This is a genomic window from Streptomyces sp. NPDC001153 (assembly GCF_053598315.1).
This window is the reverse complement of record NZ_JBSFJZ010000028.1, coordinates 54,785-76,397: the sequence shown is the minus strand read 5'-3', so window position 1 is coordinate 76,397 and position 21,613 is coordinate 54,785. Positions and strand designations below refer to the sequence as shown.

The window sequence follows — 21,613 nt, the reverse complement described above, 5'->3', positions numbered from 1 at the left end:
ACGCTCTCGCCCATGTCCGCCGAATCCGTGACCCTGCGCCCCGTCGACGAGGACGACCTCCCCCTGCTGGAGCGCTTCCTCACCGAGCCGGAGACGGCGGGGCCGTTCCAGTGGTACGGCTACACCGACCCGTGGCGGTTCCGGCAGCGCTGGGCGGAGAACCGGCTGCTCGGTGAGGACGGCGGCCAGCTCGTGGTCACCGCCGGCGACGAGGCGCTGGGGTTCGTCGCCTGGCGGAAGGTCGTCGTCACGGCCTCCACCTACTGCTGGAACATGGGCGCCCAGCTGCTGCCCGAGGCCCGCGGCCGGGGCCTCGGCACCCGGGCCCAGCTACAGCTCGTCCGGTACCTCTTCGCCCACACACCCGTGATGCGGATCGAGGCCGACACCGAGGCCGAGAACATCGCCGAGCAGCGGGCCCTGGAGAAGGCCGGGTTCACCCGCGAGGGCGTACTGCGGGGCATCGTCTTCCGGAACGGCCGGTGGCGCGACGGCGTCGCCTACAGCGTGCTGCGCGACGACCCGCTGCCCACCGACGTGTGAGGCGTACACCTCGTCGAGGAGGGCGGCGTAGGCCGCGATCATGCGGGTGCGGCTGAAGCGCTCGCGGGCGGCCTCCAGGGCCGGGGCGAGCCCGGTGCGCCCACCGGCCGCGGCGGACCAGGCCAGGGCGATCGCGGCCGGGTCCGGCGGGGTGACGAAGCCCAGGCCCTCGACGATCGACGCGCTGTCACCGACGTCGGTCGTCACCGGGACCGCGCCGCACATCATGCCCTCGATCAGGCACAGCGGCGCCGCCTCCCCGGAGACGGAGGTCAGGGCGACGACGTCGGCGGCGGCGTACACGGCCGGCATGTCGTGCCGTACGCCGAGCAGGTGCACCCGGTCGGTGAACGACGGCGCGTCGGCGAAGGCGTCGGCGAGGTCCGCGCTCAGCCCGGAGTTGCCGGCGGTCATCCCGGCACCGCACATCAGCACGTGCCCGCCGCCCTCCCGGGCCAGCCAGGCGCGGGCCGCCCGGAGCAGCAGGGGGACGTTCTTCATCGCGGCGTACCGGGCCGCGAAGACGACCACCGGCGCCCGGTCCGCGATCCCGAGGGAGGCGCGCAGGGCGAGGCGGGCGGCCGGGTCCGGGCGGAAGCGGAGCAGGTCGACACCGTTGGGGATGACGTGCAGCAGCCGGCCCGGGATGCCGGCGGCCTCGTAGGCGGCCCGGGTGGACTCGGCGCAGCACACGCACGCGGCCACCGTGCCGTCGGCGATGGCGGCCTTCAGCTCGTCGAGGGCGGGGCCCTGGTTCTCCGGGTCGGAGCGGTGCAGACAGACCACGACCGGGCGCCGGGGCAGACCGGCCTGGTTGAGCAGGGCCAGCGGCTGCTCCTTCAGGGAGAGGATCACATCCGCCCCGGCCATCGACCGAGCCGTTCCGGCCAGCTCGGGTCCGCTGAAAGCATTCGCCGCGAGCGAGCCGTCCACCAGGCCCGCGCTGCGGCCGAGCGAGGTGACGCCGACCCCGCCGGCCGTCAGCGCCCGGTAGCAGTGGTCGTCCTCCATGCGCTGCCGGGTGGCCTCGCGATGAACCTCGCCATGGATACTGAGCACCTGGTGGGACTGGCCGCCCTCGGCCAGTCCCAGTACGACGTCACTGTGCACGATCCGGGCTCCTCCGGAGAAGAAGCCCTCGTAGACCGACAGCACACGCAGTCCGTGCCTCGCGCGCACGCGACCACCCGCCTTGCATAAATGATCGAGAAGATCGAGCCATCCCCGTCCAAAGCGGGATAGCCGATATGAGGCGGTACAGACATTGCGTCCGGGTTAACACGGAATGACGTGGATGAAACGGTGGCTAACAGAATTCCCCGTCGATCACCGACTGCATGTCGCCGGCCCAGTCGCCGTTGAAATTGAAGGCGATCGCATGGCCGCCGTCCGCCGTGGTCATCGCCGAGGACGCGGACCCGTGAATGCCGCCGTTGTGACCCCAGACATGAACACCGCAGGTCAGCCGGGTGTCCATGAGCCCGAGGCCGTAGCGCGTGTTCGGGATGCCCGTCGCCTCGACGGTGGTCTTCATTTCCTTCAGCTGCTTCGGCGGCAGGAGTTTTCCGCGGAGCAGGGCGCTGTAGAAGCGGTCCAGATCGGCGGAGTCGGAGATCATTTCACCGGCCGACGAGGCCAGGGACGGATTCAGGGTCGTGACGTCGTACACCGGACCCGTCGGATCGAGGAATTTCGAGTAGGCGCGGCTGCTCGGGCGGGGCACGGTGGTCCGGGTGCCGGGAAGGAAGGTGCCCCGCAGCCGCAGCGGCGCGATGACGCGGCGCTCGATCTCGGTGGCGTACGAGTGGCCCGTCACCTTCTCGATCACCATTCCGGCCAGGACGTAGTTGGTGTTGGAGTACTTCCAGGCCGTGCCCGGCGCGAAGTACGGCTCGTGCTTCATGGCGATCGTCACCAGCTCGCCCGGGGCGAACGTGTCGTAGCGGTGCCGGGAGAAGCCGTCCGCGGTGAAGAACGCCCGGTCGAAGTCCGCGTCGCCGGTGTAGTCGAAGATGCCGCTCGTGTGGTTCAGCAGCTGCCGCACCGTGATGTGGCGGCCGTCGTGGCCGTGCCCGTGGACGACGCCGGGCAGCCACTTCTCCACCGTGTCGTCCAGCGACAGCCGGCCCTCGGCCTCCAGCTGGAGCAGGACGGTGGCGACGAAGGTCTTGGTGATGCTGCCGACGCGGTACCGGTCGGCGGTGGAACGCGGCGCGCCCGTGCGGCGGTCGCCCACGCCGGCGGTGGCGGACCAGGTGCCGTGGCCGTCCTTCGCGGTGGCGGTCACCCCGGGCACCCCGGCCGCGACCGCGGCGTCGATGGCCTTGCGGGTGCCGGCGTGGGAGTGCCCGCCTGCGGGGTGGGCGCCGGTGGCGGCCACGGCCGGAGCCGCGAGGGCCGCCGTGACGAGCAGGGCGGCGGCGCCCACCAGGGTCGTGCGTACGCGCATGTCTTCCCCCAACCTGTGCTGTTCGGTGCGGTCAGGGGAGGAAACTTTCCAGGAATGCGCGAAGGTTGCTCTGCGATAGGCCGGTTGGGTGATATTCAGCCCTTTTTCAGCACCAGCTCCGTGTTCCGGTCGGCCGCGCTGCCCGCGAGGGTCTTGCCGGCGCCCGGGGCGTTGTAGGCCAGCTCGCGGTAGAGGGCGGCGAGCCCGGTCTGGGAGAGGTCGGCGAAGTCGGTGCGGTGCGGGGCGGCGGACTCGATCAGGGTGGTGAACAGGGAGACGGTGCCGTCCTTGTTGTCCACCAGCTCGATGATGCGGGCCAGGTGGGGGTGGTCGATGTGCGAGGCGGTGGAGATCTCCCAGAAGGAGCGGCCGCCGGAGGCCTGGTGCGGGGTGATGACGTTCCGGTGGACGTGCCCGTTCACCCAGGCCAGCACGTTGGCGTGGGCGGACAGGACCGAGACCACCTCGGCGCCGCTGTGCCGCTTCTCGCCGGGGCGGGCCGGGTCGGGGCGGGTGTTGTCCATCGACGTGCTGGTGTGGTGGCTGAAGACGACGGCGTAGGAGTCCTTGTTGTCCTTCAGCGTCCTGGCCAGCCAGTCCAGCTGGGCGGTGCCGACGGAGCCCTCGTAGTGGCCGCCGGCGTCGGTGGTGTCGAGGCTGATGCCGATGACGTCGCCGGAGATGCGGAAGGCGTAGTACTGGGTGCCCGCGTCGAGGTTCGCCGAGGAGTAGCCGTGCCCGACCGGGCCGTGGCCCTGGTGGGCGGGGTCGAGGTGGGCCTTGAGGTAGTCGGCGGGGGTGTAGGGGGCGCGCTTCTCGTCCGGCGTGACCGAACGCATGGAGCGGGCGTGGGCCTTGAGGAAGTCGCGGTAGCCGGTGCCCTTGGGGTCGGTGCCGTTGTTGATGGAGGCCAGGAGTTTCCTGGCGTCGGCGGCCGGGACGTCCATGAGTTTCCTGCCGCCGATGGCCGCCTCGGCGAGGTAGGGGTCGCCGTGGGAGCCGTAGGCGCCGAGCGCGAGGGCGTCGTGGTTGCCGACGGTGGAGTACCAGGGCAGGTGGAGACCGGGGCTCTGCACCTCGCGGATCGCGGCGGCCAGGAAGCCCTTCAGCTGCGGGAAGCCGAGCGTCTTGTCGTGGTCGCGGAGGGCGGTGTCGGGCTGCCAGTACTGCTGCAGACCGCTGTTCTGCACGCCCTCGTAGTGCCGGGGGTCACCGGAGTTGGGGCTGATGCGGCCACCGCTCATCACCTTCATGAACCACTCCAGCTCGGAGTGGGCGTTGTTGTCGGTGTTGTCGCCGGTGGTCATGACGAAGTGGAGCGGGGCGCCGGTGACGGGGGCACCTCGCAGCGCGTTGACCCGCTCGACGAGCGAGACGGCGCCGGGCACGGTGAGCGCCTCCTGCGGCCGCCAGGCATGCGGGTCCGCCGCGCGCAGGAACTCCCAGCGCAGCGGGTGCTGAACGTCCATCAGGTGCAGGTCGGTGAACTGCACGAACGTGGCGAGGGCGCGGCGGCGGCTCGCGCGGCCGGACGTGGGCGTGGCCAGCTCACCGCGCACCACGCGCGCCCAGCCGGGCCCGTCGCCGAGCCGCCGGTAGCCGGAGCTGTTCCGGGGCGCGGAGACGGAGGCGAGCGTGGTGCCCTTGGTGTAGGGGGCGAGCGGGGCCGCCGCGGTGGCCTGCCGGGAGCGGGCGACCGGCGCCGCGGCGGTGGCGGCCTCGCTGTCGGTGGGGCGGAGGGCGTAGCCGACGCCCGCGGAGAGCGAGACCGCTCCGGCGGCGGCGAGCACGGTGCGGCGGTTGACCTCCAGAGCGGAGGCGGCGACAGAGCGTATGCGCGACATTGGCGCGATCTCCCCGAGTGCGAACGCGTCGGCAGTGGTCGCGGGCCGTCGCCGTCGCGAACGCCCCGCTCGCTCTGGATCGTTGGCACCGGGAATGACCTGTGTGTGAACGCGGCGGCAACGCGCAGCGCCCATCACCGTACGTGGATCACGGCGTGGGGGTCGCGGTCATGGAGTGGATCGCGCGCGGCCCAGGGGATGTCACTCCTCGTTCATCTGCTGGGGCAGGGGACGGGTTCCGGCGGTGAGGTGCCCGTTCGCGGGGCGTTCCCGCCAGAGACGCAGGGCGGTGTCGACCAGGGGCACCCGGTTCAGGTCCGGCACGACCGAAAGGTCCCGCCATGCGGCGAAGTCGGTGGACCCGCCGACCTCGTACCGGAGTTCACCGCCGAGGACCTCCCCTTCGTAGACGAGACGCAGGGCGTGGTGGTCGGTACGACGAGGGTGCCGGCGCCGGCCCAGGGTCAACCGGAACGAGTCCACGCCGAGCAGACCGGTCACCTCGATGCGGTAACCGGTCTCCTCCGCGACCTCGCGGCGGACGGTGTCGTACGGGTCCTCGCCGTGCTCCATACCGCCACCGGGCAGCACCCACTCCGGGGTTCCGTCGGGACCGGGGGAACGTGCGAGCAGGATCTGTCCGTCACGGACGCACACGGCGTAGGCCGCCACCCTCAAGTTCCGTCGCATCCCAGGGACGTTAGCCCGGAACGTCCGGATTCGCCGGTGAATATTCGGGCGCGGACCAGCGCAGCGGCAGGGCGGCCGGGGTCCACAGGGCCTCGGTGAGAGTGAAGCGGACGGTGCGCTCGCCGGCCGCCGTGAACTCGGCGCGGGCCTCGCCGGTGAGCTGGAGGGTGGCGCCGGTGGTCCAGTCGAGGAAGAGCAGTCCGGCGCGGGGGTCGCTGCGCAGATTGCCGAGGGTGAGGAACATGGCGTTGCCGGGATAGTCGGGCCAGGCCAGTTCGCGCGGGGACGCGACCTGGACGAAGCCGGGGTTGCCGCCGCGGTGACTGGCGTCGGCTCCGGCGGAGTGGGCGGTGGCCAGGAAGAAGGTGTCGGCCTCGTGGATGAACTCCGTGTGCCGCGGGTCGAGTTCGGTCAGGCGGTGGGGGCTGCCTGGTGTGCGGTCGCCGAGTGTCTCGTACGTCTCCCTGCGCTGGATGTGTCTGGGGCAGTTGGAGAAGACCTGGTCCGCCTCTACGGCGAAGCCGCGGGGGGTCGGTCTCAGCCGGCCGTTGAGGCGCATGCGGCGGCGGGTGCGGGGGTCCAGGGCGATGGTGCCTATCGGGGTGCCGGGGGTGTTGAGGGCTGTGGTGAGTGGGTCGCCGTTCGGGTCCGGGCCGCCGGATCCATGCCCGGCACTGGTGACGACCGACATCTGTCTCGGCCCCGTGGCCCGGACGAAACCCGGAGCCCCCGTGAGCGCCGACGCCCACACCCTCCCCGTCCCCGGGTCCGCCGCTCCCACCACCAGCAGTGGCTGGAGCTCCAGGAACGCCGCCGCGATCGGCTTGATGTCCTGGCCGAGGGAGCGGCCCACGTGGTCGGCGCGGTCGCGGACGCCCATCAGGTCCTGCACGGCGAGCGAGCCCGCGTGATAGGTGCCCATGGTTAGAAGAAACCGCAGGTCGGCGCGTCCGAGTGGGGCGCCGGGGCCCCGTCGGGGCCGAGGGGGGCGGCGATCTCCAGGCGGATGCCGTCCGGGTCGTGGAAGAAGATCCCGCCCGAGGTCCCGCCCTCGCGGTGGGCGACCACGCCGTCGTGGGCGAAGTCCACGCCGGCCGCCCGCAGCGCGGTCTCGTACTCCCGGACGCGGTCGATCGAGTCGACCGTGAGGGCGAGGTGGTGCAGCCCGGGGCGACCGCTGTCGTACGTCCCCCGCGCCTGCTGCCAGAGGGTGACGAGCGGGGCGCCGCCGCTCTCCCCCAGCATCGCCCAGCGCTGGTCGTCCTCCTTGCCCTCGGCGAGCACGGCGAAGCCGAGGAGGTCGCGGTACAGGGCGAGCGAGCGGTCGAGGTCGGTGACGTTCAGACCGGCGTGCGCGATGCGCGGAGTCATGGGGTTCCCCTTCGAGCTGTTACCTAACCTTCGTCATCCAGGTTAGAAGGTTAGTACCCGAAGGTCAACCACTCACATACAATTGAGCGGTTAGACGAAAGGAGAGCCCGATGAACGCCCCCCGCGACCCCCGCCCCCTCACCGGCGAGCCCCTCGCGCTCGACCTGCTCAACACCCGGTGGAACCGGGAAGGCGTCACCCAGGACCTGCTCGACGGCGCCGACGGGCTGGCGGTGTGGCTCGCGAGCAACGGGCTGGCCGGGGAGCACGATGCCGGCGCGGAGACGCTGGAACATCTGCGTGAGGCGCGCGACGCGATCAAGGAGGCGGTGCACGGGACACCGGCCCAGGCCGCGCCGCTCGTGGACGCCGTACTGGCGCACGGGCGGATCCGGGCCCGGCTGACCCCCGACGGCCCCGCCGAGGAGCCGGAGTTCACCGATCCGTCGTGGGGGCCCGCCTGGCTCGCCGCCCGGAACTACCTGGACCTGATCACCCGGGCCCCGGAGCGCATCCGGACCTGCTCCGGCGGCAGCTGCATCCTGCACTTCTTCGACACGTCCCGGAACGGCACCCGCCGCTGGTGCTCGATGGCCGCGTGCGGCAACCGCGCGAAGGCGTCCCGGCACTACGCGCGCTCGAAGGACAACTGACCGCGCCATCACGGGTCATACGGGCCACCCCCGCCCTGGTCACGGCCTGCCGGTGGGCGCCTTGCCGCTCGGGCAGGTCAGGTGCCGGGACCTGGGCAGCGCCTCGGTGATCCAGGCACGGTCGGCGGCCACACGGGTGTCCCCGACGGCCCACAGGCTCGCGTTCCGCCGTCCCACGCCGACCTGGACGAGTACGTGCTGGCCCGCGCGCGCGGCCGGTTGCGCGCCGCCGTCGAGCAGGAAGCTGACCCGGGCCGGGCCGTGCGCGGGCTTGTAGGAGCGGATCACGGTCAGCGTGATCCGGGACCACGGGGACGGCTTCTGCGGCTCCACCTCGGCCACGGTGCCCTCCACGACCAGCCGGGAGCAGGCCAGGTCGCGTTCCGGGTCGGACGGGCGCCCGCCGTCCCCGGAGACCCTGGCCCGTGCGTCGCCCGCGCTCTTGCCCGCGGCACTCGCGCTGTTGTCGTCCGAGGCACCGGAGTGCGTCACCATCCAGCCGAACCCGACGACCAGGGCGAAGGCCGCGGCCCCGGCGAGCGACCCGAACGCGATCCGCAGCGCCCGGCGCGGTCCGGAGGGCCGGCCGGGGCGCGGAGGCCGGCGCCCTGCCCCCACCGGTCGCGCGGCACCGCGCGGGCGGGACACCGGCCGAGGGCTCACGGCCGCCTCGGCGGGCACCGCCCCGTCCCCCCGCTCCCCGGTCAGCGCCTCCGCGAGCCAGGTCAGCTGCTCCCTCAGCACCGCCAGGTCGGCCTCGGCCGCCCGGTGTCCGGCGAGGAAGCCCGGATCGGGGTGAGCCTCCTCCGGCAGCGGCTCCCCCGTGATGGCGGCCATCAACGCGTCCATCCCGCCGTGCTCCCCGGCGTTTCCCTGTCCGGCGGTCACGTCACACCACCTCGTCCTCGTGCAGACGGTCGCGCAGGGCGCGGACCGCCGTGTGCAGCCTGCTCTTGACCGTGCCCTCGGGGATGCCCAGTTCCTCGGCGATGGCCCGGACGGGCAGGTCGGCGAAGAAGCGCAGCACGACCACCTGCCGCTGGGCGGCGGGCAGTTCGTCCAGGCCCTGGGCGACGGCGAGGGAGAGCAGGCTGGTCTCCTCGCCGGAGGGGTGCGCGGGCTCGCGGAGCGCGGCCAGCCGCTCCCCCAGCCGGTCCCGGCGCCGCTTGGCCCGGTGCCAGTCCATGGCGAGGTTGGAGGCGACCACCGCCGCCCACGCCGAGATGTCCCGCGGCGCCTCCCGTCCGCTCGCGGTCCGCTCCAGCAGCCGCAGCCGTACCTGCTGCACCCCGTCCGGCAGGTCCGACTGCGGCACGCCGCCGAGCGCGAGCACCGCCCGCACCCGGCGTTCCTGGGCCGCGTCCAGCGGATCGTCGCCGGTACGGTCCGCGCCCGCCCCACGGTCCGTACCGGCGGCGTACGCCCCCCGGTCGCGGCGCGCCCCTCCGCGCAGCACAGGCCACCCCCTTCCGCGTTCGCCCCTACGACGCGGCAGCGGGCCCAAACGTTCGGACGGGTTTCCGGCGGTCCGCAGAGGCGTACGTCACATCGCCGAGTGGCCGGGGAACCGTACGGGCAGGCGCGGGACGGAACAGCTTGCGGCCCTGGCGCCCGACGGAGGGAATTTCTCCAGCTCAGGGGCGTGTTGGACGGACGTACGGAACCGTCCGCCGGGTGATCGTGTCCCACTCCTCGGGCACGCCTCGCAAAGAATTGGACAGGTGGACCGGGGTCGGCCGCATGATGGAAAAGCCCCGGTCATGCACGAGACACAAAGAGGGAGTCACTGTGAGGGTCGGAATCGTCGGAGCCACCGGTCAGGTCGGCACGGTCATGCGCAGGATCCTCGCGGAGCGGAACTTCCCCGTGACCCAGCTGCGCCTGTTCGCCTCGGCGCGCTCGGCCGGCAGCGTGCTGGACGGGGTGACGGTGGAGGACGCGGCGACCGCCGACTACACCGGCCTGGACATCGTGATCTTCTCGGCGGGCGGCGCGACCTCCAAGGCGCTGGCCGAGAAGGTCGCCTCCCAGGGCGCGGTCGTGATCGACAACTCCTCCGCCTGGCGGCGTGACCCCGAGGTCCCGCTGGTGGTGTCCGAGGTGAACCCGCACGCGGTCGCCGACCGCCCCAAGGGCATCATCGCCAACCCGAACTGCACCACGATGGCCGCGATGCCGGTCCTGAAGCCGCTGCACGAGGAGGCCGGGCTGGAGGCGCTGGTCGTCGCCACCTACCAGGCGGTGTCCGGCTCGGGTCTCGCGGGCGTGGCCGAGCTGCACGGCCAGGTGCAGAAGGTGGCCGACGAGGCCGACAAGCTGACCCACGACGGCCGGGCGGTCGACTTCCCCGAGCCGCAGGTCTACAAGCGCACCATCGCCTTCAACGTGCTCCCGCTGGCGGGCTCGATCGTCGACGACGGTCTGAACGAGACCGACGAGGAGCAGAAGCTGCGCAACGAGTCCCGCAAGATCCTGGAGATCCCCGAGCTGAAGGTCTCCGGCACCTGCGTGCGCGTGCCCGTCTTCTCCGGCCACTCCCTCCAGGTCAACGCCCGCTTCGCCCGCCCGATCTCCCCGGAGCGCGCCACCGAGTTGCTCGCAGGGGCCCCGGGCGTCGCCCTCTCCGACATCCCGACCCCGCTGCAGGCGGCCGGCCAGGACCCGTCGTACGTCGGCCGCATCCGCCGCGACGAGACGGTGGACCACGGCCTCGCCCTGTTCATCTCCAACGACAACCTCCGCAAGGGCGCCGCGCTGAACGCGGTCCAGATCGCGGAGCTGGTGGCGGCGGAGCTGTCCGCGAAGTAGGCCGGCCGTACGGCACAGGGGCGGTCACCGTGGTGTGGCCGCCCCTTTCGTGTCCCCGACCGCCGCCGGCAGCGCGAGGACCGCACCCGTGACCAGTACGACGGTCAGTCCGGGCCCGTCCGCGAGCCGGCCGCCGGTCAGGGCGCCGAGTGCGACGGCGGTGTTGAACACCCCGGCGAACAGCGCGGACGCCGCCTCCCGGGCCCGGGGTGCCGCGACCGCCGGCCGGGTCTGCGCTCGGACGGACACCCCCGCCGTACGCCAGGCGGACGCGCGGGCGGTGGCCCGGGGCGGCGTGGGCCCGCTGCGGCTGGGCTTCCAGGGCGCGGCCGACACGCAGCTGATGGCGGCGGTGACGGCGTTCGGGACGGCGGACCGGGGCCGCTCCGCGGAGCTGGTGGAGATCCCGTTCTCCGATCCGTTCGGCGCGCTGCGGCGCGGTGCCGTGGACGCGGCGGTGGTGCTGCTGCCGGCCGAGGAGCCGGACCTTCCTCGGTCCGGTGTCCTCGCGGCAGCGGCGGACGGTGGCCGTCTCCCGCCGCCGTCCCCTCACCGGACGGGACCGGGTCGACGCCACCGAGGTCGCGGCCGTACCGCTGATCGCCCCGGCCCCGCCCGCACCGCCGTACTGGCGGACCGCGCACGCCCCGGCACGCTGCCCGGCCCGTCCGCCACCACCCTCCAGGGGGCCCTGTCCCTGGCCGCGGCGGGCCGGGGCGCGCTGGGGCTGGTGTGGCAGCGGGAGGCGGAGACCGAGACGGTAGGCGAGTTCGCGCGGGTGCTGGCGGGGGCGGCTGCGGTGCGCGAGGATCGCTGACCGGGATTCCGAGCGGGAGGTGGCCGTGGACACGTGCGCGACCTGTGGCGGCCCTCTTCCGGCGCGGGCCGGCCGCCGGGGCCGTAGCTCGCTGTACTGCTCGGCGGCCTGCCGGCAGAAGGCGTACCGGGAGCGGCAGGACGGAGGCGGGGGCGGGGGCCTGGAGGAGCTGATCGAATCGGTCGGGCGGCAGGCGGGTTCCCTGGTGCCGAGGCCGGTCTCCGCGCTGTACGCGGGCGTGAGCGAACTGTCCGCCTCCGTGGCCCGGCTGCGCCGTATCGCACGGCTCGCGCAGGAGACCCAGCAGACCGCGGACCATTCCGTCACAGAGCCCGGCGTGACGGAAAACCCCGGGAGCGGGGCCGGCGCCGGCAGCCCGGATTCCGTCACGGACTCCCCCGTGACGGAAAGCGACGCGACGCCCTTCGACGAGTCCGCCTTCGCCGCCCTCACCGAGTCCCACCGGCGGGCGATCCGCGCCCACTGCTATCGCATGACCGGCTCCTACGACGACGCCGAGGACCTGGTCCAGGAGACGTTCCTGCGGGCCTGGCGGGGCCGGGACGGCTATCAGGGCCGGGCGAGCGCCCGTACCTGGCTGTACCGCATCGCGACCAATGCCTGCCTGGACTTCCAGCGCCGTACCGCCCGCCGCCCGCAGACTTACGAGCCGCTGCCCGGCATGGACCACGGCACCGGCGAGCCGCCCGCCCGTATCACCTGGCTGCAGCCGTACCCGGACGACGAGCTGCCGGACAGCGCGGCGGAATCGCGCGAGACCGTCGAGCTGGTCCTGCTGGCCGCGCTCCAGCACCTGCCGGCCCGGCAGCGGGCCGCGCTCGTCCTGCGCGACCTGCTCGGCCTCACCGCCGCCGAGACCGCCGAGGCCCTCGGCAGCTCCGTGGCCTCGGTCAACAGCGCGCTGCAACGCGCCCGTCCGGCCCTGCGCGAGCAGCTGCCCGAGAGCCGTACGGACTGGACGGCCACCCCGCCGACGGACGCCCAGCGGGCCGCGCTCCAGCGGTACATGACGGCCGCCGAGCGGCTCGACTTCGCCGCGATGGCCGAGCTGCTCGCCGAGGACGTCACGCTGACGATGCCGCCCAACCCGTTCTGGTTCACCGGCCGCGAAGCACTGCTCGCCTTCCTCCGGCCGAGCCTCGACCCCGCGTCCCCCCTGTTCCTCGGCCACTGGCGCCACCTGCCCGCCCGCGCCAACGGACAGCTTGCGGCCGGGGGGTACGTCCGCCGACCCGGTACGAACGTCTACCGCGCCCAGGTCCTGGACGTGCTCCGCTTCGACGCCGCCGGCCGCGTCACGGAGATCACGTCCTTCGAGCCGCACCTGTTCCCGGCGTTCGGACTGCCGCTGCGGCTGTGAGCGATGAGCGCCGGGGGTGCCGTGCGTCTGTATCGGTGAAACGGACACCACTTCCGAAGGAGTTCACCATGCTGCTCACCGACAGGACCGCGGTCATCTACGGCGCCGGCGGCTCGATCGGCGGTGCGGTCGCCCGCGCCTTCGCCGAGCAGGGCGCCCGTGTCCACCTCGTCGGCCGTACCCGCGCGACGCTGGAGGCGGCGGCCGCCGACCTCAAGGACGCGGAGGTCGCCGTCGTGGACGCCCTCGACGAGGCGGCGGTGGAGGAGCACCTCGCGGCGGTCGGCGACGTCGACATCTCGTTCAACCTGGTCACCCGCGGCGACGTGCAGGGCGCCCCGCTCACCGAGATGCCCGTGGACGACTTCCTGCGGCCGGTGATCAACGGCGCCCGCGCCAACTTCATCACCGCCCGCGCCGCCGGGCGCCGCATGGCCGAGCGCGGCTCGGGCGTCGTCCTCACCCTCAACAGCGGCTCCGCGCACGGCAGTCCGATGATGGGCGGCACGGGACCGGCCGATGCCGCGATCGACACGCTCGTACGGAACCTGGCGATCGAGCTGGGTCCGCGCGGGGTGCGGGCCGTGGGACTGTGGGCGGCCGGGGTGCCCGAGACGTTCACCGTCGAGAAGCTGTCCGCCGTCAACCCGGCCATCGACGCCGCCGCCGTCCAGGGCATCGTCGACAACCTCGCGACGATGCGCATGACCCGCCGCAACCCCACCCTCGCCGAGGTCGCCGCCACCGCCGTCTTCCTCGCCTCCGACCAGGCGGCCGGCATCACCGGCACCTTCGTCGACGTCACCGGCGGGATGGTCGCTCGCTGAGCCGGGGAAGGGCGCCCGGGGCCGGTGAGCCACGCGCATACGAAAGGGCGCCCGGCACGGATGCCGGGCGCCCCTCCTCGAATGGTGGCTACTCCGCCGCCGCGTCCGCGGCCTGGGCCTTCAGCGCCCGCTCGATGCCCGAGCGGGACTCCGAGACGAGACGGCGCAGGGCCGCGTTCGGCTCGGCCGCGGCCAGCCAGGTGTCGGTCTTGGCGAGGGTCGCCTCGGAGACCTGGACCGCCGGGTACAGGCCGACGGCGATCTGCTGGGCGATCTCGTGCGACCGGGCGTCCCAGACGTCCTTGACGACCTCGAAGTACCTGTCCGCGTACGGCGCCAGCAGCTCGCGCTGGTCGGTCTGGACGAAGCCGCCGATCACCGCCTCCTGCACGGCGTTCGGCAGCTTGTCGGAGTCGACCACCGAGGCCCAGGCCTCCGCCTTGGCCTCGGCCGTCGGGCGGGCGGCGCGGGCGGTGGCCGCGTGGCGCTCACCGGCGGCCGTCTTGTCCCGCTCGTACTCGGCCGCGATCTCCGCCTCGTCGAAGCGGCCGACCGCCGCCAGCCGCTCCACGAACGCCCAGCGCAGCTCGGTGTCCACCGCCAGGCCCTCGACGGTCTGGGTGCCCTCCAGCAGCGCCTCCAGCAGGTCCAGCTGCTCGGGGGTGCGGGCCGTCGCCGCGAAGGCACGGGCCCAGGCCAGCTGGTGGTCGCTGCCCGGCTCCGCCGCACGCAGGTGGGCCAGCGTGGCGTCGGTCCAGCGGGTCAGCAGGGACTCGCGGGCGGCCGGGTCGGCGTACAGGTCGATGGCGAGCTTGACCTGGCGGTGCAGCGACTGCACGACACCGATGTCCGACTCCTTGGCGATGCCGGACAGGACCAGGGAGAGGTAGTCCCGGGTGGCCAGCTCGGCGTCGCGGGTCATGTCCCAGGCCGAGGCCCAGCACAGGGCGCGCGGCAGGGACTCCTGGAAGTCGCCGAGGTGCTCGGTGACCGTCTTCAGGGACTCCTCGTCCAGGCGGACCTTGGCGTACGACAGGTCGTCGTCGTTGAGCAGCACGACCGCCGGACGGCGCTTGCCGGTCAGCTGCGGTACGGCCGTCAGCTCGCCGTCGACGTCCAGCTCGATCCGCTCGGTGCGCACCAGCTTGCCGGAGCCGGAGTCGAGGTCGTACAGGCCGATGGCGATGCGGTGCGGGCGCAGGACCGGCTCGCCCTTGGCGCCGGCGGGCAGGGCCGGGGCCTCCTGGCGGACGGCGAAGGAGGTGACGACGCCGTCAGCGTCCGTGGCGATCTCCGGGCGGAGGATGTTGATGCCCGCCGTCTCCAGCCACTTCCCCGACCAGGTCTTCAGGTCGCGGCCGGAGGTCTCCTCCAGGGCGCCGAGCAGGTCGGACAGGCGGGTGTTGCCGAACGCGTGCCGCTTGAAATAGGCCTGCACGCCCTGGAAGAACTCGTCCTCTCCGACGTACGCGACGAGCTGCTTGAGCACGCTCGCGCCCTTGGCGTACGTGATGCCGTCGAAGTTGACGAGCACGTCGTCCAGGTCGCGGATGTCCGCCATGATCGGGTGCGTGGACGGCAGCTGGTCCTGCCGGTACGCCCAGGTCTTCATCGAGTTGGCGAACGTGGTCCACGAGTGCGGCCAGCGGGAGCCGGGGGCCGCGGCCTGGCAGGCGATGGAGGTGTAGGTGGCGAACGACTCGTTCAGCCACAGGTCGTTCCACCACTCCATGGTGACGAGGTCGCCGAACCACATGTGGGCCAGCTCGTGCAGGATCGTCTCCGCGCGGACCTCGTACGCCGCATCGGTCACCTTGGACCGGAAGACGTACTGGTCGCGGATGGTGACGGCACCCGCGTTCTCCATCGCGCCCGCGTTGAACTCGGGCACGAACAGCTGGTCGTACTTCGCGAAGGGGTACGCGTAGTCGAACTTCTCCTGGAACCAGTCGAAGCCCTGCCGGGTGACCTCGAAGATCGCGTCCGAGTCCAGGAACTCGGCCAGCGACGGGCGGCAGTAGATGCCCAGCGGCACGCTCTGCCCGTCCTTCTCGTACACGCTGTGCACGGAGTGGTACGGGCCGACGATCAGCGCGGTGATGTACGACGAGATGCGCGGGGTCGGCTCGAAGGACCAGACGTTGTCCTGCGGCTCCGGGGTCGGCGAGTTCGAGATCACCGTCCAGCCCTCGGGGGCCCGCACGGTGAACCGGAAGGTGGCCTTCAGGTCCGGCTGCTCGAAGGAGGCGAACACCCGGCGGGCGTCCGGGACCTCGAACTGGGTGTAGAGGTAGGCCTGCTCGTCGACCGGGTCGACGAAGCGGTGCAGGCCCTCGCCGGTGTTGGTGTAGGCGCAGTCCGCGACGACCCGCAGGACGTTGCGGCCCTCCAGCAGCCCCGGCAGGGCGATCCGCGAGTCCTTGAAGACCTCGGCGGGGTCGAGCGCGTCACCGTTCAGGGTGACCTCGTGGACGGTGGGCGCCACCAGGTCGATGAAGGACTCGGCGCCGCCGCGGGCGACGTCGAAGCGCACCGTGGTCACGGACCGGTAGGTACCGCCCTCCTGCGCGCCGGAGAGGTCGAGATCGATCTCGTACGAGTCAACGGTGAGCAGCTCGGCCCGCGCTTGCGCCTCTTCGCGAGTCAGGTTTGTGCCAGGCACGCGGTCATCTCCTCGTTATGTGTCGGTTGCGCCATCCTTCCATGCCGCCCACCGGGAAGGCGATGTCCGGTTCCCGCCGGTGGGCGGGGCGTCGCGGCGGGACGCTGGAGGCATGACGACGACGGACACGACGACACACATCGCACGTCCCATCCAGCCCCGGGTTCTCAAGGAGCTGCGGACCGCCGACGACGCGGGCCGCCCCCTCGTCCCCTTCACCGACGAGGAGGGCGGCGCCCCGCTGCGCTGCTGCCTGCGCCCCAGCGAGCCCGGCGAGCAGATCGCCCTGGTGTCGTACGCGCCGCTGCGCCGCTGGGCGGCCGGGACGGGCGCCGATCTCGGGGCGTACGACGAGCAGGGACCGGTCTTCATCCACGCCGCCGGCTGCCCGGGGCCGGCCGACCCGGCGGCCCTGCCCTTCACGAACGCCCACCGCGTGCTGCGCCGCTATGCGGCCGACGGCCGGATCCTGGGCGGCCGCCTGACGGCCGCCGACTTCCCGTCCGCCCTCACCGAGGCCTTCGCCGACCCGGAGGTGGCGGTGGTGCATGTGCGGGCGGTGGAGTACGGGTGCTTTCTGTACGAGGTGCGGCGGGGCTGAGGCTCGCGGCAGAAGGAAGCCCCAGCCGTGCTGGACGCGGCGGGCCGCGGCCACGAGCTCGGCGGGCAGGCCGGGGCCGGCGCAGGCGTGGTCGATCAGCAGGTCCCGGTACGTGTCGTTCGGCAGCTCCGGCGCCAGTTCGATCAGCTCGCCCATCACCCTGCTCGGCGTGTACGCCGGCCAGATCGACGCCGTGAGCGTCCAGTGACGGCCCTCAGACGGCGGCTGCGGTACGGAGGGCCTCGAGGACGCGGGCCACCGCCCGCCCCGTCTCCCCGCCCCTGCGCACCGCCGCCGTCACGTGCCGGACCGGTCCGTCCGGGCCGAGGTCGCGCATGACCACCCCGTCGCGGCGGCCCGCGGCCATGCGGGGGACCAGGGCCACGCCCATGTCCGCCTCCACCATGGCGAGGATCGCGGTCCAGCCGGAGGCCGAGTGGCCCTGGTGGGGGCTGAAGCCGGCCGCCTCGCAGGCGCGGCGGGTGATGTCCGACCAGGGGCCGCTGCCGCCGAAGATCCAGGGCTCGGCGGCCAGGTCGGTGAGGGTCAGGCCGGGGACCGTGGCCAGGGGGTGGTCGGGGGGCAGGGCGACGTCCAAGGGGTCGGCCAGGAGGGGGACTTGGGTGAGGCGGGGGTCCGCCGCGCTGGGCGCCGACGCCGTGAGGGACAGGGCGAGGTCGACCTCGCCGGCGGTCAGAAGGTCGTAGGCCTCCGCGGCCTCCGCCTCCTGTACGCGGACGGTCACCCCTGGGTGCGTGTCCCGCAGGGTCCGCACGGCCGGTACGACCAGGGCGGGTACGGACGTCGAGAACGCGGCGACCCGGACCTCGCCCGCCTCCCCCTGGACGTACGCCGCCAACGCGGCCTCCGTGCGCTCCAGTTGCTCGAAGACCGGCTCGGTGTGGGCCAGCACCAGGCGGGCCGCGTCGGTGAGCCGGACCCGGCGGCCGCGCGCCTCCAGCAGCGGCACGCCGAGCTGCCGGGCGAGGTTGGTGAGCTGCTGGGAGACGGCGGACGGAGTCATGTGCAGGGCCTCGGCCGTCGCGGTCACGGTGCCGCGCTCGCGCAGGGTGCGCAGGATCTGCAGCTTCCGGAGGTCCCAGTCGGCCATGCCCGGAAAGCTACACGTCAACGCCGTGAACCCGCGCCCAGCACCACCCCGCCCAGGATCAGCGCCATCGACAGCAGCTGCGGCAGGCCCGTCGTCTCGCCGAGGACGGCCCAGGACAGGACGGCCACGCAGACCGGCTGGAGGTGGTAGACGATGCCCGCGCGGGTCGCGCCGATCAGGGCGACGGCCTTGTTCCAGGCGAAGAAGGCCACCGCGGAGGAGGCGACGCCGACGTAGAGGAGCGGCAGGACGGTGGCGGGGGTGGGGTGGAAGGAGCCCTGCACGGTCACGCTCACCGCCTGCGCGGGCAGGAGCAGGACCGTGCCGGTCAGGAACGTGGTGAACAGGAAGCCCGTGCCGTGGAGTCCGGCGGGCCTGCGGCGCAGCAGCGCGCTGTAGCCGGCGAAGCAGCAGGCCGCCGCGATCATCCACAGATCGCCGGGCGGGTGGGCCGTACCGCCGCCGGACAGCAGCGTCACGCCCGCGCAGGCGACGAGCAGGCCGGCGGTGCGGCGCGCGCCGAGCCGTACGCCGCCCAGCCGGTCGAAGACCGCCATGAGCACCGGCGACGCGGCCATGATCATGCCCATGGTGGCGGCCGGGGTGGTCAGTCCGGCCTGGTTGACGAGGGTGTTGTAGGTGGCCACGCCGAGGAGGGAGACGAGGAGGACGTAGCGGGCGTGGCGGCGGATCAGGGCCCGCTGCCGCCAGGCCTGCCGGGCGCCGAAGGGGGCTACGGCCAGGAGCGCGATGACCCAGCGCCAGAAGGCGTGCTGGACGGGCGGGACGCTGTCGTGCAGCCCCCGGGAGGTGACGAAGCTGCCGGACCAGACGAGGGTGGCGAGGGCGGCGAGGGCCAGGCCGGTCGCGGGGGCGGCGGCCTTGCGGGCGGGTGCGGTGGGGTTGGAGGTGGGGGTGGGGGTGGTCCTGGGCAGGACGGCGGCCACGGGGCTCCTTTTCGGTGGATGGTGTGTCCCTACCGTCGCAGTGCCCGATCCATCAGGTCCATCGAATCTTTGCGAGCATTCTTTTCAGCTGAACTGAAAGGTCGGCTCCCGCCGCCACCGAGCTGTCCCGCCAGCGTCGCGCCGAACGCCAGCGCCATGCCCCCCACCTGCACCGGTGTGAGCGCCTGGCCGAGGGCCGCCCAGCCGACGACGGCCGCGGTGAGCGGGGAGAGCGGGCCGAGGAAGGCGACCTGGGTCGCGGTGAGCCGGCCGATGCCGCGGAACCAGAGCCAGTACGCCACCGCCGTGTTGGCCAGGGCCAGGTAGAGATAGCCGCCTGCGGCGCGGGCGTCCAGGGCGGGCGGCGCTCCCTCGGCCATGAAGGCGAGCGGGGCGATGAGCAGGCCGCCGGCGGTGAGCTGCCAGCCGGTGAGCGCCAGCGGGCCGACGCCGTCGGGGCGGCCCCATCTCTTGGTCAGCACCGTGCCGGCTGCCATGGAGGCGGTGGCGGCGAAGGCCGCGAGCACGCCCACGGCATCGAGGGCTCCGGCTCCCTGGAGGACGACGAGGCTGACGCCGAGCGCGGCCACGACCCCGGTGACGAGCGTGCGCGGGGCCGGGCGCCGCCCGAGCAGCAGCGCCGAGAGGCCGACGACGAACAACGGCTGGACCGAGCCGACGACGGCGGCCATACCGCCGGGCAGCCGGTACGCCGACACGAACAACAGCGGGAAGAAGGCGCCGATGTTGAGTGCGCCGAGCACCGCCGACCGCCACCACCAGCCGCCCCGCGGCAGCACCCGGGTCAGCGCCAGCAGGAGCAGCCCGGCGGGCAGGGCCCGCAGGAGGGCCGTGAACAGGGGGCGGTCCGGCGGAAGGAAGACGGTGGTGACGGCGTAGGTGGTGCCCCAGGAGACGGGGGCGAGCGCGGTGAGCGGGACGGTCACGGTTCGCTTCACGGCCGGGTCCCCCGGGTTCCCGCGGCATCGGCAAGGACAGGGGTGGGGGTGCAGGTGGGGCCGGGGGCGGAGGCGGGGGCGTCGCCCCGGGCCACCGTCGCCGGCAGCGGTCGTACCGCCTCCGCCGGCAGTCGGGGTTCCGTCCGGATCAGGAGGGCCGCGGCGACGGCCGAGGTGAGGACGAGGACGGCCCACGGCGCGCGGCCGTCCAGCGCGAGCAGGGCCGTGAACAGGGAGGGCGCCACGGCCTTCGCCAGGGACCAGGACATCTGGTACGCCGCCAGATACCGGCCGCGCACCGCTTCGGGCGCCGCCGCCATCGCGAGCACCTGGGCGGCGGGGCTGTGGATCAGCTCGCCGAGGGTGTAGACGACGACCACGGCGACCAGGGCCCCGCCCAGGACCGTGACCGAGCCCGGTCGTACGGTGCCGAGCACGATCTGCGCGGCGAACGCGGTCGCGAACAGGCCCCCGCCCAGCGCCGCCGCCCGGGTGCGCCGGGCCCCGGCCCCGCGGACCCGCGCGCCCACGCCGACACCCGCGACCGCGCACAGCACGGTGTTGAGGGTGAACGCGGCGCCGGTGAGCACCGACGGCCCGTGCAGCCACTCCACCATGAAGAGGGGGAAGAGGACCGACAGAGCCGAATAGCTCAGCGCGTTGAGGAAGTTGGCTCCGGTGACGACCAGGAAGGGCCGGTCGGCGAGGACGAGCCGGTAGCCGGCACCGGCCCGGCGCGAGAGCGGCGCCGCACCGGCCGTGCGCACCTGCCGCAGGGGCCGCAGGAGCAGCGCCGCCAGCGCGAAGGAGAGGGCGTTGCCCCAGGCCGCGTACGTGTAACCGGCGCTGCCCGCGAAGGAGATGACCAGCGTGGCCAGCAGGGCGCCCGCCCCGTTGCCGGCGTTCTGCAGGGCGCGCGTCGACGCCTGCAGCCGGTCCTGCCCCGCGCCGCTCGCCACCTCGCCGATCAGGGACTGCTGGGCCGCCGGGAAGGCCCGGTCGGCGGCGGCCGTGACCAGGGCGACGGCCGCGAAGGCGGGGAGGGAGTGGGCGAAGGGGTAGAGGGCGAAGCCGGCGACCCGGACGCCGTACAGGGCGTACTGCACCCGCTTCGCGCCGTACCGGTCGACCGCCGTGCCGGCGAGGGGCAGTACGGCGATGCCCGCGAGGCCGGTGGCGGTGAGCACGGCGCCCACGACCGCGAAGGACAGCCCGGTGACGGCATGGAAGAAGACCAGCGTGAACGGGACGTACATGCCGGTGCCGATGCCGTTGACGGCGGCGGTGACGGGCAGGGTCCACTCGCCGGGTATGCGCTCGTTCTCTTTTGCCACCATGACCCCCTGAAGTAACTTGGCAGGAAGTAGCTTAGCACTAAGTCACTTTCCAGCAAGTTACTTTCTTGCCGACAACCACCCGGGAGGCATACTCGGCACATGAGCGCAGGCAAGGATTCGGTGGACGCGATCATCGACCAGTGGGCGGCCGTACGGCCCGACCTCGACTCCAGGGCGATGGAGGTCTTCGGGCGGATCTACCGCCTCTCCCGGACCATGGGCGACCGCATGGAGAAGGCATACCGGCCCTACGGCATCTCACGCGGCGAGTTCGACGTGCTCGCGACCCTGCGCCGGGCCGGCGAGCCGTACACCCTCTCGCCGCGCCAGCTGTCGGCCACCCTCATGCTCACCACCGGCGGAATGACCGGGCGGCTCGACAAGCTGGAGAAGGCCGGCCTGCTGCGCCGCTCCCCCGATCCGCACGACCGCCGGGGCCTGCAGGTGACACTGACCGACAAGGGACTGGACATCATCGACCGGGCGGTCGGCGCGGGCCTCGCGGTCCAGACGGAAGCCCTGTCCTTCCTCGACGACGAACAGGTCGGCCAACTGGCCGACCTGCTGAGGGAGTTGCTCGCCGGTACGCTGGAGTCGCCGCACTAGGAGCGGC

Annotated in this window: 21 protein-coding genes and 1 pseudogene; 8 read left to right on the top strand and 14 right to left on the bottom strand. The window is 73.1% G+C overall.

The window, feature by feature from the left end:
- Window positions 1-12 precede the first annotated feature (12 nt).
- A pseudogene (locus ACWDEN_RS29150) lies at window positions 13-381 on the top strand (GNAT family N-acetyltransferase); the annotation flags it as partial.
- Here the strand turns inward: ACWDEN_RS29150 and ACWDEN_RS29145 are convergent.
- From ACWDEN_RS29145 to ACWDEN_RS29120, 6 genes are all read right to left on the bottom strand, one after another.
- Complete coding sequence (locus ACWDEN_RS29145) at window positions 331-1,698, bottom strand: glycosyltransferase (protein WP_450860736.1); 1,368 nt, start codon at window positions 1,696-1,698, stop codon at window positions 331-333. The pseudogene ACWDEN_RS29150 and the gene ACWDEN_RS29145 sit on opposite strands and share 51 nt — an antisense overlap.
- A gap of 151 nt (window positions 1,699-1,849) precedes the next feature.
- Window positions 1,850-2,992, bottom strand: a complete 1,143-nt coding sequence (locus ACWDEN_RS29140; protein ID WP_351620293.1) for a serine hydrolase domain-containing protein — start codon at window positions 2,990-2,992, stop codon at window positions 1,850-1,852.
- A gap of 95 nt (window positions 2,993-3,087) precedes the next feature.
- Entirely contained in the window at window positions 3,088-4,836 is a 1,749-nt protein-coding gene (locus tag ACWDEN_RS29135; RefSeq protein WP_351620296.1) for a TIGR03767 family metallophosphoesterase, read from the bottom strand.
- 201 nt (window positions 4,837-5,037) lie between these two features.
- Window positions 5,038-5,526, bottom strand: a complete 489-nt coding sequence (locus ACWDEN_RS29130; RefSeq protein WP_351620298.1) for an NUDIX hydrolase — start codon at window positions 5,524-5,526, stop codon at window positions 5,038-5,040.
- 10 nt (window positions 5,527-5,536) lie between these two features.
- Window positions 5,537-6,448 carry a pyridoxamine 5'-phosphate oxidase family protein gene (locus tag ACWDEN_RS29125; protein WP_351620301.1) on the bottom strand — a complete coding sequence of 304 codons (912 nt, stop codon included), beginning with the start codon at window positions 6,446-6,448 and terminating at the stop codon, window positions 5,537-5,539.
- A 2-nt stretch (window positions 6,449-6,450) separates the two neighbouring features.
- Window positions 6,451-6,897 carry a VOC family protein gene (locus ACWDEN_RS29120; protein WP_351620303.1) on the bottom strand — a complete coding sequence of 149 codons (447 nt, stop codon included), beginning with the start codon at window positions 6,895-6,897 and terminating at the stop codon, window positions 6,451-6,453.
- Between the two features lie 110 nt (window positions 6,898-7,007).
- On the opposite strand from ACWDEN_RS29120, the gene ACWDEN_RS29115 reads away from it, so the two are divergent.
- Entirely contained in the window at window positions 7,008-7,550 is a 543-nt protein-coding gene (locus tag ACWDEN_RS29115; RefSeq protein WP_351620305.1) for a CGNR zinc finger domain-containing protein, read from the top strand.
- Window positions 7,551-7,589: 39 nt separating this feature from the next.
- Here ACWDEN_RS29115 and ACWDEN_RS29110 read toward each other — a convergent pair whose 3' ends face one another.
- A complete protein-coding gene (locus tag ACWDEN_RS29110; RefSeq protein ID WP_450860689.1) occupies window positions 7,590-8,438 on the bottom strand; it encodes a hypothetical protein in 849 nt (282 codons plus the stop codon).
- A 1-nt stretch (window position 8,439) separates the two neighbouring features.
- A complete protein-coding gene (locus tag ACWDEN_RS29105; protein ID WP_351609489.1) occupies window positions 8,440-9,006 on the bottom strand; it encodes a sigma-70 family RNA polymerase sigma factor in 567 nt (188 codons plus the stop codon).
- Between the two features lie 332 nt (window positions 9,007-9,338).
- Here ACWDEN_RS29105 and ACWDEN_RS29100 point away from each other — a divergent pair, with 332 nt between their 5' ends.
- The gene (locus ACWDEN_RS29100; RefSeq protein WP_351609487.1) at window positions 9,339-10,358 is read left to right on the top strand and encodes an aspartate-semialdehyde dehydrogenase; all 1,020 of its coding nucleotides are present in this window, start codon (window positions 9,339-9,341) and stop codon (window positions 10,356-10,358) included.
- Between the two features lie 24 nt (window positions 10,359-10,382).
- Here the strand turns inward: ACWDEN_RS29100 and ACWDEN_RS29095 are convergent, their stop codons facing one another.
- Window positions 10,383-10,529 carry an MFS transporter permease gene (locus ACWDEN_RS29095; protein ID WP_351609484.1) on the bottom strand — a complete coding sequence of 49 codons (147 nt, stop codon included), beginning with the start codon at window positions 10,527-10,529 and terminating at the stop codon, window positions 10,383-10,385.
- Between ACWDEN_RS29095 and ACWDEN_RS29090 the strand changes: the two genes are divergently transcribed.
- The 3 genes from ACWDEN_RS29090 to ACWDEN_RS29080 all read left to right on the top strand — a co-directional run bounded on the left by ACWDEN_RS29090 (window position 10,522) and on the right by ACWDEN_RS29080 (window position 13,383).
- Window positions 10,522-11,175: a hypothetical protein gene (locus ACWDEN_RS29090; protein WP_351609481.1), complete on the top strand. Its 654-nt coding sequence runs from the start codon at window positions 10,522-10,524 to the stop codon at window positions 11,173-11,175. The two genes, ACWDEN_RS29095 and ACWDEN_RS29090, sit on opposite strands and share 8 nt — an antisense overlap.
- Before the next feature lie 19 nt (window positions 11,176-11,194).
- Complete coding sequence (locus ACWDEN_RS29085) at window positions 11,195-12,556, top strand: RNA polymerase subunit sigma-70 (protein ID WP_351609478.1); 1,362 nt, start codon at window positions 11,195-11,197, stop codon at window positions 12,554-12,556.
- Between the two features lie 68 nt (window positions 12,557-12,624).
- The gene (locus ACWDEN_RS29080; protein ID WP_351609475.1) at window positions 12,625-13,383 is read left to right on the top strand and encodes an SDR family NAD(P)-dependent oxidoreductase; all 759 of its coding nucleotides are present in this window, start codon (window positions 12,625-12,627) and stop codon (window positions 13,381-13,383) included.
- Between the two features lie 88 nt (window positions 13,384-13,471).
- On the opposite strand, the gene pepN is transcribed toward ACWDEN_RS29080, so the two are convergent.
- Entirely contained in the window at window positions 13,472-16,045 is a 2,574-nt protein-coding gene (gene pepN, locus ACWDEN_RS29075) for an aminopeptidase N (protein ID WP_351609472.1), read from the bottom strand.
- A gap of 112 nt (window positions 16,046-16,157) precedes the next feature.
- Here pepN and ACWDEN_RS29070 point away from each other — a divergent pair, with 112 nt between their 5' ends.
- Complete coding sequence (locus tag ACWDEN_RS29070) at window positions 16,158-16,646, top strand: DUF1203 domain-containing protein (RefSeq protein WP_351609469.1); 489 nt, start codon at window positions 16,158-16,160, stop codon at window positions 16,644-16,646.
- A 214-nt stretch (window positions 16,647-16,860) separates the two neighbouring features.
- Here ACWDEN_RS29070 and ACWDEN_RS29065 read toward each other — a convergent pair whose 3' ends face one another.
- The 4 genes from ACWDEN_RS29065 to ACWDEN_RS29050 are packed head-to-tail and all read right to left on the bottom strand — an operon-like array spanning window position 16,861 to window position 21,000.
- The gene (locus ACWDEN_RS29065) at window positions 16,861-17,757 is read right to left on the bottom strand and encodes a LysR family transcriptional regulator (RefSeq protein ID WP_450860685.1); all 897 of its coding nucleotides are present in this window, start codon (window positions 17,755-17,757) and stop codon (window positions 16,861-16,863) included.
- A 17-nt stretch (window positions 17,758-17,774) separates the two neighbouring features.
- A complete protein-coding gene (locus ACWDEN_RS29060) occupies window positions 17,775-18,704 on the bottom strand; it encodes a DMT family transporter (RefSeq protein ID WP_351609463.1) in 930 nt (309 codons plus the stop codon).
- A gap of 29 nt (window positions 18,705-18,733) precedes the next feature.
- Complete coding sequence (locus ACWDEN_RS29055) at window positions 18,734-19,663, bottom strand: EamA family transporter (RefSeq protein WP_450860683.1); 930 nt, start codon at window positions 19,661-19,663, stop codon at window positions 18,734-18,736.
- Complete coding sequence (locus tag ACWDEN_RS29050; protein ID WP_351609458.1) at window positions 19,660-21,000, bottom strand: MFS transporter; 1,341 nt, start codon at window positions 20,998-21,000, stop codon at window positions 19,660-19,662. The genes ACWDEN_RS29055 and ACWDEN_RS29050 overlap by 4 nt, the downstream gene beginning before the upstream one ends.
- Window positions 21,001-21,099: 99 nt before the next feature.
- On the opposite strand from ACWDEN_RS29050, the gene ACWDEN_RS29045 reads away from it, so the two are divergent.
- A complete protein-coding gene (locus ACWDEN_RS29045) occupies window positions 21,100-21,606 on the top strand; it encodes a MarR family winged helix-turn-helix transcriptional regulator (protein WP_351609455.1) in 507 nt (168 codons plus the stop codon).
- The last annotated feature ends 7 nt before the right edge of the window (window positions 21,607-21,613 follow it).

Coding starts and splice junctions, on each gene's coding strand:
- ACWDEN_RS29065 (WP_450860685.1), bottom strand. CDS start 17,757: ATGGCCGACTGGGACCTCCGGAAGCTGCAGATCCTGCGCACCCTGCGC.
- ACWDEN_RS29045 (WP_351609455.1), top strand. CDS start 21,100: ATGAGCGCAGGCAAGGATTCGGTGGACGCGATCATCGACCAGTGGGCG.
- ACWDEN_RS29135 (WP_351620296.1), bottom strand. CDS start 4,836: ATGTCGCGCATACGCTCTGTCGCCGCCTCCGCTCTGGAGGTCAACCGC.
- ACWDEN_RS29140 (WP_351620293.1), bottom strand. CDS start 2,992: ATGCGCGTACGCACGACCCTGGTGGGCGCCGCCGCCCTGCTCGTCACG.
- ACWDEN_RS29050 (WP_351609458.1), bottom strand. CDS start 21,000: ATGGTGGCAAAAGAGAACGAGCGCATACCCGGCGAGTGGACCCTGCCC.
- ACWDEN_RS29080 (WP_351609475.1), top strand. CDS start 12,625: ATGCTGCTCACCGACAGGACCGCGGTCATCTACGGCGCCGGCGGCTCG.
- ACWDEN_RS29115 (WP_351620305.1), top strand. CDS start 7,008: ATGAACGCCCCCCGCGACCCCCGCCCCCTCACCGGCGAGCCCCTCGCG.
- ACWDEN_RS29130 (WP_351620298.1), bottom strand. CDS start 5,526: ATGCGACGGAACTTGAGGGTGGCGGCCTACGCCGTGTGCGTCCGTGAC.
- ACWDEN_RS29120 (WP_351620303.1), bottom strand. CDS start 6,897: ATGACTCCGCGCATCGCGCACGCCGGTCTGAACGTCACCGACCTCGAC.
- ACWDEN_RS29125 (WP_351620301.1), bottom strand. CDS start 6,448: ATGGGCACCTATCACGCGGGCTCGCTCGCCGTGCAGGACCTGATGGGC.
- ACWDEN_RS29070 (WP_351609469.1), top strand. CDS start 16,158: ATGACGACGACGGACACGACGACACACATCGCACGTCCCATCCAGCCC.